14 protein-coding genes and 1 pseudogene are annotated in these 14,249 nt (G+C 71.3%); 7 read left to right on the forward strand and 8 right to left on the reverse strand.

Annotated elements, in window-relative coordinates; all coding sequences use genetic code 11:
- Nucleotides 1-76 precede the first annotated feature (76 nt).
- The 4 genes from ACWDR3_RS11610 to ACWDR3_RS11625 all read left to right on the forward strand — a co-directional run bounded on the left by ACWDR3_RS11610 (nucleotide 77) and on the right by ACWDR3_RS11625 (nucleotide 4,262).
- On the forward strand, nucleotides 77-973 hold the full coding sequence (locus tag ACWDR3_RS11610) for an arginase family protein (protein WP_450352278.1): 897 nt from the start codon (nucleotides 77-79) through the stop codon (nucleotides 971-973).
- A 138-nt stretch (nucleotides 974-1,111) separates the two neighbouring features.
- Nucleotides 1,112-2,614, forward strand: a complete 1,503-nt coding sequence (locus ACWDR3_RS11615; protein WP_450352279.1) for a hypothetical protein — start codon at nucleotides 1,112-1,114, stop codon at nucleotides 2,612-2,614.
- 268 nt (nucleotides 2,615-2,882) lie between these two features.
- Nucleotides 2,883-3,566 (forward strand): 2-phosphosulfolactate phosphatase, encoded by a 684-nt coding sequence (locus ACWDR3_RS11620; protein ID WP_450352280.1) that lies wholly within the window; start codon nucleotides 2,883-2,885, stop codon nucleotides 3,564-3,566.
- A gap of 69 nt (nucleotides 3,567-3,635) precedes the next feature.
- Nucleotides 3,636-4,262, forward strand: a complete 627-nt coding sequence (locus tag ACWDR3_RS11625) for a GntR family transcriptional regulator (protein ID WP_450352281.1) — start codon at nucleotides 3,636-3,638, stop codon at nucleotides 4,260-4,262.
- 35 nt (nucleotides 4,263-4,297) lie between these two features.
- Here the strand turns inward: ACWDR3_RS11625 and ACWDR3_RS11630 are convergent, their stop codons facing one another.
- Genes ACWDR3_RS11630 through ACWDR3_RS11640 form a run of 3 tightly spaced genes read right to left on the reverse strand, consistent with a single transcriptional unit; the run spans nucleotide 4,298 to nucleotide 6,819 of the window.
- Entirely contained in the window at nucleotides 4,298-4,636 is a 339-nt protein-coding gene (locus ACWDR3_RS11630; RefSeq protein WP_450352282.1) for a cupin domain-containing protein, read from the reverse strand.
- On the reverse strand, nucleotides 4,633-5,424 hold the full coding sequence (locus ACWDR3_RS11635) for a carbon-nitrogen hydrolase family protein (RefSeq protein WP_450352283.1): 792 nt from the start codon (nucleotides 5,422-5,424) through the stop codon (nucleotides 4,633-4,635). The genes ACWDR3_RS11630 and ACWDR3_RS11635 overlap by 4 nt, the downstream gene beginning before the upstream one ends.
- A 30-nt stretch (nucleotides 5,425-5,454) precedes the next feature.
- Nucleotides 5,455-6,819: an MFS transporter gene (locus ACWDR3_RS11640; protein ID WP_450352284.1), complete on the reverse strand. Its 1,365-nt coding sequence runs from the start codon at nucleotides 6,817-6,819 to the stop codon at nucleotides 5,455-5,457.
- A gap of 136 nt (nucleotides 6,820-6,955) precedes the next feature.
- Between ACWDR3_RS11640 and ACWDR3_RS11645 the strand changes: the two genes are divergently transcribed.
- Both ACWDR3_RS11645 and ACWDR3_RS11650 read left to right on the forward strand, forming a co-directional pair.
- A complete protein-coding gene (locus tag ACWDR3_RS11645; protein ID WP_450352285.1) occupies nucleotides 6,956-7,642 on the forward strand; it encodes a DUF2848 domain-containing protein in 687 nt (228 codons plus the stop codon).
- Nucleotides 7,643-7,852: 210 nt separating this feature from the next.
- Nucleotides 7,853-8,344: a universal stress protein gene (locus tag ACWDR3_RS11650; protein ID WP_450352286.1), complete on the forward strand. Its 492-nt coding sequence runs from the start codon at nucleotides 7,853-7,855 to the stop codon at nucleotides 8,342-8,344.
- Between the two features lie 22 nt (nucleotides 8,345-8,366).
- On the opposite strand, the gene ACWDR3_RS11655 is transcribed toward ACWDR3_RS11650, so the two are convergent.
- Nucleotides 8,367-8,654, reverse strand: coding sequence for a hypothetical protein (locus ACWDR3_RS11655; protein WP_450352287.1), 288 nt, complete (start codon nucleotides 8,652-8,654; stop codon nucleotides 8,367-8,369).
- 72 nt (nucleotides 8,655-8,726) lie between these two features.
- Here ACWDR3_RS11655 and ACWDR3_RS11660 point away from each other — a divergent pair, with 72 nt between their 5' ends.
- A complete protein-coding gene (locus ACWDR3_RS11660; RefSeq protein WP_450352288.1) occupies nucleotides 8,727-9,119 on the forward strand; it encodes a hypothetical protein in 393 nt (130 codons plus the stop codon).
- Nucleotides 9,120-9,179: 60 nt separating this feature from the next.
- Here the strand turns inward: ACWDR3_RS11660 and ACWDR3_RS11665 are convergent.
- The 4 genes and pseudogenes from ACWDR3_RS11665 to ACWDR3_RS11680 form a co-directional block, all read right to left on the reverse strand.
- Nucleotides 9,180-9,614: pseudogene (locus tag ACWDR3_RS11665) on the reverse strand (carbohydrate binding domain-containing protein); the annotation flags it as partial.
- 703 nt (nucleotides 9,615-10,317) lie between these two features.
- Nucleotides 10,318-12,081 (reverse strand): glycoside hydrolase family 9 protein, encoded by a 1,764-nt coding sequence (locus ACWDR3_RS11670; RefSeq protein ID WP_450352289.1) that lies wholly within the window; start codon nucleotides 12,079-12,081, stop codon nucleotides 10,318-10,320.
- Nucleotides 12,082-12,180: 99 nt separating this feature from the next.
- Nucleotides 12,181-12,681 carry a hypothetical protein gene (locus ACWDR3_RS11675; protein ID WP_450352290.1) on the reverse strand — a complete coding sequence of 167 codons (501 nt, stop codon included), beginning with the start codon at nucleotides 12,679-12,681 and terminating at the stop codon, nucleotides 12,181-12,183.
- On the reverse strand, nucleotides 12,681-14,141 hold the full coding sequence (locus tag ACWDR3_RS11680) for an aldehyde dehydrogenase family protein (RefSeq protein WP_450352291.1): 1,461 nt from the start codon (nucleotides 14,139-14,141) through the stop codon (nucleotides 12,681-12,683). Before ACWDR3_RS11680 ends, ACWDR3_RS11675 begins: the two co-directional genes overlap by 1 nt.
- Nucleotides 14,142-14,249: the final 108 nt, after the last annotated feature.

Genomic DNA, 14,249 nt, shown 5'->3' on the forward strand with positions numbered 1-14,249 from the left:
GCGGTCGGGCGGTCCCGGATCTCGCCGGGAGCGAAACGCTGTGGTCCGCGCGCCCCCGCGCGGCCAGAATGACGGGATGCCACGCCTCGTCGTCATCGACGCCCCGTCCAACCTCGGCCTGCGCCCACCCACCGAAGGCAGCGTCCCGGGCTGCTACAAGCTCGCGGGCGCCTTGCGCGAGCAGCGATTGCTGCAGCGGCTGGGCGCGTACGAGGGCGGAGTGGTCGTGCCGCCCCGCTACGACCGCGGTGACTGGAGCGAGGGCGACGGCGTGTTCAACGCCGAGGCGATCGCCACGTACACCCGCAAGCTCGCCGATCGCATCGAACACCACGTCAGGGCGGGGGACTTCCCGGTCGTCCTGGGCGGGGACTGCTCCATCCAGCTCGGCGCCTCGCTCGCCCTGCGCCGCATCGGCCGGTACGGACTCGCGGTCATCGACGGTTCCGCCGACTTCCGCCACCCCGGCAACTCCGACCGCGTCGGCGCCGCGGGCGGCGAGGAGTTGGCCCTCGCGACCGGCCGCGGCCAGAGCGACCTGACGGACCTCGAAGGACTCCAGCCGTATCTGAAGGACGAGGACGTACGGGTCTTCGGAATCCGGGACTACGACGACGAGCGCGCCGAGCTCTCCGAGTTGAAGATCATGAACGCGACGGTCGGGGAGCTCCGGGAGTGGGGCGCCGAGGAGTTGGCGCGCGCGGTCGTCCAGACCCTCGAAGTGCCCGTGACCGAAGGGTTCTGGGTGCACCTCGACGCGGACGTCCTCGACCCGTCCGTCATGCCCGCCGTCGACAGCCCCGACCCCGACGGACTCCTGCCCGACGAACTCGCCCCGCTGCTACGGACCTTGGTGCGGTCGGAGCGGTGCGTCGGCTTCAACCTCACCATCTACGACCCCGATCTCGACCCCGACGGTTCCTGCGCGGCTCTCCTCGCCGACATCCTCGAATCGGCGTTCACCGGCCCCTGACCACGAGCGAGGCGCGGCCCCAACTGGCGCAACCCTTCCGCTAGTTCACTGGTCCAACACGCGACGGCGGGAAACGGGCCCCCGGCGCCGGTCCCACCCCTTCCGTGCCCGGGCAGGCCACAACCCGGGAGTCCCGCAGTGCGCAGCAACCGCATCCTCTCCAGACGCCGTACGAACCGGGCGCCGGGCGCGTTCGCCGTGACGGTCCTGCTGGCCGTCGCGGGGGCGATCACCGCTCCGGCGTCACCCGCCGCCGCTGCCCCCGCGCCGATCACCCACGACGACTTCGACAACGACGGCTACCGCGACCTCGTGGTCTCGGCTCCCGGCGGCACCGTCAGCGGCAAGAAGAACGCCGGTTACGTAGCCGTCCTCTACGGCTCGGCGAGCGGGCTGTCGACCCACCGCAAGGCGACGTTCAGCATGAGCACCCCCGGTGTCGAGGGCCTCGCCGAGAGCGGTGACCGTTTCGGACAGGCCACCGCCACCGCGGACGTGGACCGCGACGGCTTCGACGACCTGATCGTCGGCACCCCCGGCAAGGACATCGGCGCGGCCGTCGACGCGGGCTCGGCCACCGTGCTGTTCGGCTCCGCCACCGGCCTGCGGGCCGCCGGCAGCAAGTGGCTGAAGGAGATCACCCCGGTGGCCGGCAGCCGCTTCGGGTCGGGCCTGGCGGCCGGCTGGTTCAAGGTCGACGACTCGTCGGTGGCGATCCTGTCGAAGGACTACCTCTGGTCCTTCGGCTTCGAAGTCACCCCGCGCGGCCGGGTGATGGAGACCGACCAGAGCCCGCTGTCGATGTTCGTACCCGCGGGCTTCGAGCCCACCGCCCTGACCATGGGCGACTACAACAAGGACCGGGCCGACGACCTGGTGATCCTCGGCAGCGGAACCTACGACACGGCGGGTGTGTACGGCAGAGCCGTGTACGTGTCCGGCGGGCGGGGCGGCTGGGCCGGCCACTACGAGCTGTCCGGCGGAGGACAGGTGGGTGCCTCGGGCGACGTCAACAAGGACGGCTACGCCGACGTCGTCGTCGGCGCGCCCGACGAGCGCGACTCCCTGGGGAATCTGAACACCGCCGGTGTGGTCTTCGTCCACTTCGGCGGACCGAACGGTCCGGGCAGCGCGACGGGCGGCTACAACCGCCAGTTCTGGACGCAGAACTCCCCGGGCGTCCCGGGCGTGAACAGGCCGGGCGACCGTTTCGGCGGAGCTCTCGCCGTGCGGGACGTCGACGGGGACGGCTACGACGAGGTGGCCATCGGAGCGCCGGGCAACGACATGGGTAGTGCCGTCGACGCGGGCACCGTCTGGTTGCTGCGTGGCTCTCCGACCGGGCTGACCACGAAGGGTGCCCGCCTGCTGAGCCAGAGCCCGCGCTCGGTCCCCAGCGTCCCGGAGAAGGGCGACCAGTTCGGCGCCGCGCTGCGGCTCATCGACGACGACCGCGACAAGAGGGCGAGCCTGGTGGTCGGCGTTCCCGGAGAGGACGGGAACAACGGCGGCGCATGGGTCTTCCCCGCCACCACCAAGGGGCTCTCCCTCGACCGCTCATGGTCCTTCAACGGCGGCACCCTGCACGCTCCCAACCCCGACGCCCGCTTCGGCGAGACCCTCGCGCCGCACGGCCGTTGAGGTCCCCGCGCCGGGGAATGAACGGCGGGGCGTCGCGGTTGGAAGGAACGTGGGAATGGAGGGGACAGTGTCCCCGGGCCTCACCTATTGCCTGCGGGGACGATCGTCCGGCTGAAGCCCCGCAGAGCACATCGCCGCGTAGGCGACCGCCCTTCATTCCCACAACGCGCAGACGTGGCCCCGGGTGCTTCGATCGCCCCGGGGCCGCGGTATGCCGACCACCGGAAACCGCGTGCGCCGCATGATCCAAGGGCGTGAGAATGGCGCGATGGACCATCACTTCGTCGGCATCCCGGAGCTGACCGCCGTTCCCCGTGTCGCGGTCGTCATCGACGTCATGCGCGCCTTCACCGTGGCCGCCTGGGCCTTCTCGCGTGGCGCCGAGAGGATCGTCCTGGCACCTACGCAGAGTGCGGCACTCGCCTTGAAGGAGAGCCACTCGGGCTGGCTCGCCCTGAAGGACGGACCTCCGGCACCGGGCTTCGACGCGGTCAACTCACCCGGCCTGCTCAGATCACGCGACTTCACCGGCCGCACGCTGGTGCAGAAGACGACAGCGGGAACCGTGGGCGCGCTGGCCGTCGCGGACGCGCCCCTGGTCCTGTGCGCGAGCTTCGTGGTCGCCGGCCCGACCGCGCGATTCCTGCGGGCGAAGGACTCGGGCCCGGTGACCTTCGTCGTCACCGGCGAGGAGGGCCACGCCGACGAGGACCTGGCCTGTGCCGAGTACATCGGCCGACGCACGGCCGAGAACGACGTGGAGGCGACCCCCTACGTGCACCGCGCGAGGACCTCTCGTGCCGCGGCGGAACTAGGCGCCGGGCTGCGGAGCGGAAGTCACCCGGACGATGTCGAGCTCTGCCTTGAGGTCGACCGGTTCCCCTTCGCGATGGTGGCTCGCCAGGAGGAGTCCCTGATGGTGCTGCGTCCCGTCGAGGTGCCTGCCGCCTGAGACGCTGTCGTGCGGGAACGCGCGTGGTAGCGTCGGTATACAAACTGTATGCGATGTCTGGGGGTTGCCGTGGCGTCCGGTCGGGAGAAGGCCTACGCGTATCTCAAGGACACGGTGTTGACGGACCCCGAGATGCAGGGGGCTTTCCTCTCGGAGCAGGAGCTCGCCGATCGTATCGGTGTCTCCCGCACCCCCATCCGGGAGGCGCTGCTGCTGCTCGCCGCCGAGGACCTGGTCGAACTCGTGCCCAAGCGCGGAGCCCGGGTCGCACCCCTGACGGGGCGTGAGGTGCGGGAGCTGATGGAGCTTCGGGGCGTGGTCGAGCGGTACGCCGCCGAGCGGCTCGTCGCGGCCGAGCGCGTGCCACTGGAGGAACTCCGCGCCCTGCTGGAACGGCAGCGCGAGCTGACCGGAGCCGAGGAGACCCACGAGTTCATCGCCGTCGACCACCGCTTCCACGCGTCCCTGGTGTCGGCCGTCGGCAACACCCTCCTGGACCGGCACTACGACGGCCTTCGCAGCCGCCAGGTCCGCGCCGGGGTGGTCGCCGTCTTCAACCAGCAGGGCCGGCAGAAGGCGGTGCTCGACGAGCACGAGGCCATCGTGGAGGCTCTCGCTGCCGGTGACGCGCGGGCCGCGTGCGCGGCCATCGACCACCACCTGGAATCGACCCTCAAGGTGCTCCTCGACGGCTGAACTCCCTGTGTATCAAGGGCAGTTGATCACTCGGTTCAGGGATAGGTGATCACCAGCATCGTCACCCCGTCCGGCGAGATCCACGGTCCGTGCGGCATGCCCGGCGGACGGCACGCGTACATGCCCGCCGTGAAGGTGCGGTCCAGCGTCAGGTCGTGCATCGCCCCCTCGACGAGATACACCTCCTCCCATACGTCGTGCAGGGCCACGCCCGCCGCCGAGGAGTCCGTGCCCGGCGCCCACCGGACGAGTGCGGTGCGCCGACCGCTGTCGGGGTCCTCGGCCAGCACGCACTCCTCGACGCCGGGTCCGGCACCCGCCGGGGCGCGCCAGGGCCCGTCGGGCCGAAAGAACTCCAGCTCGGGCCCGCTCATCCCCACACCTCCGGCCGCCGGTTCGCCAGTACGGACGTCTTCTCGCGGACCGCGCCGACCTCGTCGACGTCCAGGTCCGCCACCAGCAGTTCAGGCTCGGCGCCGAGAGAAGCTCGTACGGTCCCGTCGGGGCCGACCACCAGGCTGTGCCCGATGCCGGTCGGCGCGGGGCCCGGAGGCGTGCCGGGATCGGCCTGGCCGACGGCGGCGACCCAGACGGTGGCGTCCAGCGCGCGGGCGCGCACCAGCAGCTCCCACTGGTCGAGCTTGCCGGGTCCTGCGCCCCACGAGGCCGCAAGCAGTGTGCCCACGGCTCCGGCGTCGGCGTGCGCGCGGAACAGCTCGGGGAAGCGGACGTCGTAGCAGGTGGCCAGTCCCAGGCGGACACCGTCCACGTCGATCACGGCGGGGCGGGAGCCCGGGGCGACAGTCTCGGACTCGCGGAAGCCGAAGGCATCGTAGAGGTGGATCTTGTCGTACGACTCCTCGATGTCGTCTCCGGTGGCCAGCAGGGTGTTGGTCACCCGCCCCTCGTCGGCCGGGGTGAACATGCCGGCCACGACGACCGTGCCGGTCGCGCGGGCGATCTCGCGGACCCCGTCGGCCCACGGGCCGTCGAGAGGCTCGGCGAGCGGGGTCAGAGGTGTGCCGAAGCAGGCCATCGACGCCTCCGGGAAGACGACGACACGGGCTCCGGCGTCCGCGGCGCGGCGCGTCCACTCCTCGACGAGACGCAGGTTCTTCTCGGGGTCGGGGCCGGTGGTGAGCTGGCTGAGGGCGATCCGCATGGGGTGGTCTCTCCTTGTCCGGGGGCGTTGTCAGCGTGGCAGGGGGAGGTCCGCCGCGGCCGGGGTCTTCGGCGCGGCGAGCCGCTCGTCCTCGTCGACGGCGGCCTCGGGGTTGCGGCCCAGGAGGACGCCGACCAGCGAGATCGCGGAGGCGAGGGCGATGTAGAGGGCCAGCGGTACCCAGCTGTCGTACGCGCTCAGCAGGGTGGTGAACAGCAGCGGGGCGATGGCGCCGCCGATGATCCCGGCCAGGGTGTACGCCAGCGAGGAACCGGTGTAGCGCAGCCGGGGCGAGAACTGTTCGGCGATGAAGGCGGCCTGCGGTCCGTACAGGCAGCAGTGGATCACGAGGGCGACCAGGACCCCGGCGGCGAGCGGCAGCCAGGAGCCGCCGGCGGCCATCGGGAAGAACACGAACGGCCACACCGCGGCCGCCACCGCCGAAATGCCGTACAGCAGGCGGCGGTTGACGCGGTCGGAGAGCGCGCCGGCCAGGGGCATCAGGAAGACCTGGACCGAGGAGCCGATGAGGACGGCCGCGAGGGCGGAGCCGCGCGACATGTCGAGTTCCTGGGTGGCGTACGTCAGCACGAAGACAGTGAACATCGCGTAGAGGACGTCGGGGCCGACCCGGCACAGGATCGCGGCGGTCAGGGCGCGGGGCTGGGTGGTGAAGACCTCGCGGACGGGGGCCTCGGGGCGGGACTGCTCGGCCGCCATCGCCTTGAAGACCGGGGTCTCCTCCAACTTGGCCCGGATCCACAGGCCGAAGCCGACCAGCACGCCGGACAGCAGGAACGCCACCCGCCAGCCCCACGACTCGAACTGCGCCTCGGTCAGCAGGGCGCCGAGGGCGGCGAGCACACCGTTGGCGAGCAGGTTGCCCGCGGGCGGGCCGACCTGTGCGGCGGAGGCGTAGAAGCCCCGGCGGCGGGAGTCGCCGAACTCGCTGGACAGCAGGACCGCGCCGCCCCACTCGCCGCCCACGCCGACACCCTGGGCGAAGCGCAGCACGACCAGGGCGATCGGAGCGGCGACGCCGATCGTGCCGTAGGCGGGCAGCAGACCGATCAGGAACGTGGCCACGCCGATCAGGACGAGCGTGGCGATCAGCACCTTCTTGCGGCCGATCACATCGCCGAGGCGGCCGAAGACGAAGCCGCCGAGGGGACGGGAGAGGTAGCCGACCGCGTAGGTGGAGAACGCCAGGAGCGTGCCGGTGAGCGGGTCCTCCGAGGGGAAGAACAGATCACCGAAGACCAGGGCGGCCGCGGCGGAGTAGACGGCGAAGTCGTACCACTCCAGGGCCGTGCCGGTCAGGCTCGCGACGAAGGCGCGGCGGACGCCGGAGCGCTTCTCCGCGACTCCGGCGTCGCTCTTCGGGGTGTCGTGCATGGGGCCCATCCTTGCTCGGGGACATCGACCTTCCGGCATACTTCTTGTATACAGGTCGTATGCGCAAGCCCTGCGCCGGAAGTTAACCGCGGAGAAATCACGATCCGCGGACCCGTATTTCCTTGGGAGGACCCTCATGGCCGTGCTGACCTTCGAACTGCCCGACGGATCGACGCGCGAGGTCGATGTCGTCCAGGTCCTCAACGCCGGGTACGCCGGACGCAGCCAGGACGACGTCGCCGCGCACGTCAAGGAACTCGCCGAGCTGGGCGTGCCGGGCCCGTCCGTGACGCCGGCGCTCTACCCCGTCTCCCCGTACCTCGCCCAGCAGACCGAGCGCGTCGCCGTCCAGCACGGCCGCACTTCCGGCGAGGCGGAGTGGGCGCTCGTCGTCGCGGAGGACGGTGAACTCCTCCTCACTGCCGCCTGCGATCACACCGACCGCGACCTTGAGGTGCACGGGGTGGCGTGGAGCAAGAACGCAGGACCCGACGTCCTCGCCCGCCGTGCCTGGCGCCTGGCCGACGTGGAGTCCCGCATCGACGAACTCACCTTGCGCGCCTGGGTCAGCCACGCCGGCACCGAGACCGAGATCCAGACCGGCACGCTCGCCGAACTCCTCGCCCCCGCCTACTGGGTGGACGTCCTGCGCTCCCGCGGTGACCTGACCCCCGGCACGGTCCTGATCTCCGGCACCATCCCGATGGCAGCCGGCGTCGACCAGTTCGCCGACGGCTGGCGCGTCGAGCTGGCCGATCCGTCGGCCGGGGACACCATCAGCCTCGCGTACGACGTCCGGCCGATGCCGGAGCCGATTGGCTGATGGCCGATGCCGGAGCCGATTGGCTGGCGGCCGGACGCGGAGGCGTAGTCGGGTCGTGGGTGAGCCTGCTGTGGCGGCGAGACGCACTCGGGCACGACACTGCTGTCAGGGTGGGTGAGTTCACCTGGTTCGGTGCTTGCCTTCCGGGGGCGTACCGCATCTGATCGGATCCTTGCCCGGACCGGACTGACAAGCCGGAGGTTGACCCGTATGACCGTCGTCGTCTGGATCGTCGAGGGCACCTGGCCCGCGAGCGTGGACGCCGCCCGTGCCCACGCGCCTGAGGGGTCGCAGGTCGTGCTCCTGCACGTCACCGGGCACGAGGTCCCGGGCGTCGCCCACGGGGCGTTCGCCGGGCTGCTGGGGCGCGGTCACCCCGAACGCGACCCGGGCACCCGCGTGGAGGAACTCGCCGGCGTCTTCGCCACCCGACTGCTCGAAGAGGCGGCGGAACGTCTCGGCCGCCCCAGCACCCGCGTCGAGCGTTCCGGCCACATCGAACGCGAGGTCGTCGCGGCGGCCGAGGGCGCCGAGTTGCTGATCCTTGCCCGGGACGGCGACCGCACCCGCCTCGGCCCCAAGAGCCTGGGCCCGCACAGCCGGTTCGTCGTCGACCACGCTCCCTGCCCGGTGCTCCTGGTCTGGCCGGAGACGGCACCCGGAGTGTCCAGTATCCCGGCGCCGCCCCCACATCACCGGTAGGGGCCGAGGTACGCGGCTCGGGTCACGTGGGCTCGTGTCCCGAGGCGGCGTCGATGGCCGCCTGCACCACTTCGAGCAGCGCGGCCAGGCCGGGCACCTGCTCCCACTCCACGGCCGTGTAGTGCCAGGTGGTGTGCGCCCCCGGGCCCGAGATCACCACGGTCCGCTTCCCTTTCCGGTCGGGATCGGAGACGCGTATGCCCATGTGCCGGATGTGGAAGCGCTTGGGGTAGTTGCCGAAGATCTCCAGTATCCGGCCGTCGAACGAGTACAACTCGTTGCCGACCATCGTCGTGATCTCGTCGTTCATGGGGGAACCCTATGCACGGTGGTCAGCCGATACCAGGTACCTGTCGTGCACCGTCCGCCCTAGGGTGGAGCGATGTTCGATCGCTTGGAGATCACGGTGCTGCCGCCGGGGCAGCGTTACCCCGCCCAGTTGCGCTTCTGGGTCAACGGCACGGACCTGGTGGAGAGCTCGGTCGGCCCCGGCGGTCGTGGGCCTCTGGTGTCGGAGTTCCTGCCGGTTGGACTCCCTGGCCCGCTGCGGGCGACGTCCGAACCGCGGCGTGTGCGGTTGGGTGAGCCGGAGTGCACAGGGGGATGCTGCGGCTTCCTCTCTGTCGTCGTGCAGCGTCTGGGGAATGTCGTCCAGTGGTCGGGATGGGAGGTTCCCCACCAGGAGGAGAGACCGTTGGAATTCGACTTCGACGCGGATGAGTACGACGCGGAGGTGGCCCGTGCCGAGGCAGAGCTTGGGCGGCGCTCGGCATAGCCCGGGGTGGTTGGTGCGTCTCCCGCGTTGAATACGGGCAGTCGAAGCCGCCTAGGTGGCGCCGCCGCCGGGCCCGCTGAGGGTGAAGTCGTCGGCGTAGTAGCTGCCTTGGGCGTACCAGCCGTGGACGTAGATCGTCGCGCTGGTCTGGGAGGTGCCAGTGGTGAAGGTGACGGTCAGTTGGCTGTATCCCGAGGGCGAAGTCGTCCATGTGGAGCGGCCGTTGTTCACGCCGATGTAGACGTTGGAGCCGCGGACCCAGCCGCTGAGCGAGTAGGTGGTCTTCGGTTGGACCGCGACCGTCTGATCGCACTGCGCGGTGTCGCGCGAACTGACCTTCCCCTGAAGGGCCTTGGAGCCAGAGTGGACGGGGGAGGAGACGATCGAGCCCGGGTTGCCGGGACAGTTCCACGGCGAGAGGGTGCCCGACTCGAAGCCGGGGTTCGTCAGGACGTCGATGGGCTCGACCGCGCCCGGGGCGGCCGCCGTCGGAGCGGCCGAGGACGGGCTGGGGCTCGCCGAGGGTGCGGTCGAGGTGGCGGAGGTAGGGCTGGGGATCAGGAGGGAACAGCCGAAGCCGACCACGGCCGCCGCGACGACCGCGATCGATATGGCCGCCCGGCGCTGTCCGGGCCCCAGGCCCGGGTGGTCCACGGGACGCGTCGGTCGGGCCTCGCCGTCGGCCGCTGGCAGTTTGTCGGTCCTGCCACCGGGGACGGGCGGGAGTTCCTGTGTCTCGTCGTTGATCGGGGTGTGGGGGAGGGGTGCGGCCGCAGCCGCCTGGCTGCGGTAGTCCTTGTCCTGGCGTATGTCGTCGAGGAGTTGGGCCAGCGCGTCGGTGCGGCGCGGGCGCAGCACGCGGATGGGCTCCAGTGCGGGGCGGTCCTGCGGGGATGGGGACGTGGGCGATGTGGGCACGGTGCTCTCCTTCCGTCCCGGGGCAGAGATCGGTGCTGTCCCTGTGGAGTTGATTACGCAACGCCCGCTGCGGAGGTTCAGCCGGTGGAGATCCTTCCGGCGACGCCCTCGCCCTTTTCGTTGACGCCCTTGTCCTCTTCCTTCGTGTGCCCGATTCAGGGCGGTGCCCCCGGAGGCACGGCATGCTGCGGGACCCGCGTGTGGTCGAGATGGTCGACGCGCTGGATTTCGAGTCGACGGCTGAAGGGTGCCGGACCACCCTCACCCGCACCACGACCGGTCAGCGCGCGGCGGCCACCGCCAGCAGGAACCAGCCCGTGTGCGGGATCCACTGTTCGGCCCACCGCCACGACTCACCGTCCGGGGCCTCTGCGGGCAGGAACGCGATGTCGTCCTCGTCCGTCCAACCGGAGGTGATGCCGTTGACGATGCCGCCGGGCAGGTTCGGGAAGTCCGACTCGTAGTCGACGTTGCCGCGTCCACGGCCCTGAAGCATGCACACCTGGAAGGGATTTCGTCCGGTGATCCACGCCAACTGGTCGTCCGCGAAATCGAGGAGCCGCTCCCGGTCGGCCACGGACACGCCGTGCACGTCCGCGCAGAAACAGGCCGCCGCCGCGAGCGAGGCGATGGTGGCGTTCTCCCCCTGCCACCAGTAGCCGGTCTCGTTGGCGTGCGGGAAGAAGAACGCATCCCGGTCGCTGCCGCCGGCCGGCCGGACCCGCTGGCGCGGGTACCCGAACGGGTTCGGCACGGCGGAGGTCCGTACGAGCGTGTCCCGCATCGCCTCCACCGCCACTTCACGTGCCCGGGCCGCCTCGGGCGCGTCCGGGAGGACCGCGGCGAACCTGAGCAGGGCGAGGACCGGCAGACCGGCCTCCACCGCGTGGAAGAAGGGCCTTCCCTCGGCGTCGGCACGGAACCAGCCGGGGCCGCCGTCGTCCGGGCGCACGTACCGGTCGCACAGCGACCGCGCCCGCCGCCGGGCCGCCTCGCTCACCGACCGACCCTCCAATGCGTCACCCGAACCCAATTCCGCGCCTGCACCGACCAGTTCGGCCACGGCCAGCAGCGCCGCGTAGTCGTCGATCACCGACTCCGTGCCGTCGTCGAGGTACTCCAGGTTGTGGGCTTCGAGGTGAGCGAAGCCGGAGAGCGCCGCTTCCAGGTACTCCGGTCCGGTGAAGTCGCCGTGATCGTCGAAAGTGGACGCGCGCGCCAGGGCAGCCACGGCGAGGCCCCCGCCCTGCCGGTAGGCAGCCTGGTAGCGGTCGGTACGGACGCACTCCGCGAGCGGCGCCGTGACGAACCGTTCGTCGAGCCGCTTGGTCAGGGCGTCGAAGATGCCGGTGTAGAAGTAGCCCTCGGGCGCACGGAAACGCATCAGGAAGTCAGCGCCCCACAGGGCCTCGTCGCGCAACCGGGTGCCGAGCGAGCGGACCAGAGCGGGGTGCCGCTCGGCGATCGCGTCGCGGGCCGCCGCCATCGCCCAGGCGCAGAGTGGGATCTGCTGCGGGCTCATGGTCCGGGTGTAGGTGAGGTGGCTCAGGAACTTGCTCGGATCACCGCTCGCGTCCAGCCAGCCGCCGCGCGCGTCGACCTCACGCCCGCTCTCGTCGCCCCACAGCCGAGCGTGCCGGTCCTTACGGTCGATCTCGCCGCTGGACCGCATCGCCCTGAAGTACGCGAGCACGTCGGACATCGTTTGACGCTGGATGCCGTCCGCGGAGATCTCGAACGGCTCCGACACCGACTCGCGTCCGCTGCCGTCGACCATCCGCACCGTGTACGTCCCTGGCGGCAGGTCCCGTGGGAGCGCAACCCGGGTGAATGGGCCCTGCCGCCAGCCGGGGACGGCCACGACCGGTCCGGCGGTGAGCGGACGCGAGCCGCGGTCGGGGCCGGGACCCTGACCGGGGCCCAGTAGTTCGCACACGCCCGGCGCGAGCCCGTCCGGCAGCACGGCGATCACCGCCTTGGACGCCGCGAGGCTGTGGCCCAGGTGAGCGGTGAGGATCGTAGGAGAGTCATTGGCCGAGCGCACCCTCGGGTACCGCCCTTTCCGTCGTGCCTGTCGCGGCTGTCGTGCAGGTCGTGCCTGTCGTTCGTCGATCCGGTCGTGCCAAGGTGCGCGCCCGCGCCGTCACGCCAGCATCGCCGCCATCGCCACAACCATGGCCACGCTGCCCCCCTCCTGCAGCGCGGCCCCGCGCCGGGCCCCCACCCCGTCGGTGGGCGGGGGCCCGGACGTTGTGACGAGCGTGGTGAGGCGGACACCCACGCGGGCCAGAGCCCAGCAGCCGACGAGGAGCAGGAAGAGCCGGATGTCGTACGTCCCCGGGGCACCGGGCATGTGCATCGCCGACCGGTGACCGGGCGCCCCGTCGCGCCCGATCCGGCTGGCGCACGCGGTCAGGACCGCCATCGTGGCGAGATCGACAACTGCCGTACCCCGCCCGCCCGATGGCCCGGTGACTGCGGTCCACAGGGCGACCGCGGCCACCGCGCAGGCTCCCGTCGCCAGGGCCGCGCCGCTCGCTCCGCACACCATCAGCGCGCGGAACGGGCCGGCGAGCCGGTCCATCACGCATGCGCAGGCGCCCAAGAGGCCGAGCAGCGCGGTCAGTTGATGTACCGACGTCATCAGTACGGATAGTGCACCGGGTCGGAGTTGACCGTCCGCCACCGCCGCTCGGTGAACTCCTCAAGGTTCGCGTCGCCACCGGCCCTGCCGCCGAGACCGGACTGACCGACCCCGCCGAACGGGGCGAGGGGTTCGTCCTGCGGGGTCGCGTCGTTGACGTGGACCATGGCGCAGTGCAGCCGACGCGCGACCTCGGTCGCACGGTGCACGTCGGTGCCGACGACCGAGGAGACCAGGCCGTAGCGCGTGTCGTTGGCGAGCGCGACGGCCTCGTCCACGCCGTCGACGATCGCGACCGGCGCGATGGGGGCGAAGATCTCCTCCGTCCACAGCGCGGAAGCCGGGTCGACGTCCACGACCACGGTGGGCCGGAAGAACCTTCCCTCGCTCGTGCCCCCGGTCAGGATCCGGGCACCGCCCGCGACCGCCTCGTCCAACAGACCTGTCGCACGCTTCAGTTGGGCGTCGTTGATGATCGGTCCCAGACCGGTGCCGTCCCGGAGCGGATCGCCCACGGTGACCGCCGCGGCCCGGTCGGTCAGGTTGCGCAGGTAGGCGTCGGCCACCGCGCGGTCGACTATGTGCCGTCCGGCGCTGATGCAGGTCTGCCCCTGGTAGTGGAAGCTCGACCACGCGCCGATCATGGCCGCCTGGTCGATGTCGGCGTCGTCCAGGACGAGCAGGGCGTTGTTGCCGCCCAGTTCCAGCGAGGTCTTCTTGAGCAGGGACCCGGCGGTGCGGGCGATCTCCCGCCCGACCGTCGTCGAACCGGTGAAGTGGACCATCGCCACGTCCGGGTGCTCGACCAGCCGACGGCCGACCTCCTCGCCCCCGGGCAGGACTTGGAAGATGCCGGCCGGGGCGCCCGCTTGCTCGAAGAGTTCAGCTATCGCCAGCCCGCCGGACACCGGGGTCTCCGGCGACGGCTTCAGCAGGACCACGTTGCCGAGGGCGAGGGCGGGTGCGATCACCCGCATCCCCAGCACCAGCGGGAAGTTCCACGGCGTGATCGCCCCGACCAGACCGACCGGGATCCGCTCCGACACCGAGAAGCGCCCCGCGTGGCCGGTCTGCAGCACCTCGCCGACCGGCCGCGAGGCGAGCGCGGCGGCTTCGGTCAGCTCTCCGACCGCCGAGGCGATCTCGTAGTCGGCCTTGCCCGCGATGCTGCCGGTCTCCCGCATGATCAACTCACGGAATCCGTCGGCCTGTTCGAGAGCGGTGGCGACCCTGCGCAGGACCGCGGCACGCTCGGAGTAGGGGAGTGCCGCCCATGCGCGTTGTGCCGTGACCGACGAAGCGACGGCCGCGTCGACATCCGCGGTTCCGGCGGCGCCCGCGACGCCGAACACCTCGTCGGAGGACTTGTCGCGGACCGGGAGGGTTCCTCCCGCGGCGGGCGGCCGGAAGCGTCCGTCGACGAATAGGGCGTTCGACCAGGGGTGGTTGTGCTCTGCCATGTTCAACTCCATTCGGGATTGCGTCCGGGGAGGGGGAGGGGGAGGGGGATCCCTGACAGCCCCGCCCCGGCCCGCACTTGGCCCACCGACAGCCTTCTCATCGTTCTC

It is taken from the genome of Streptomyces sp. NPDC001002 (assembly GCF_053599215.1).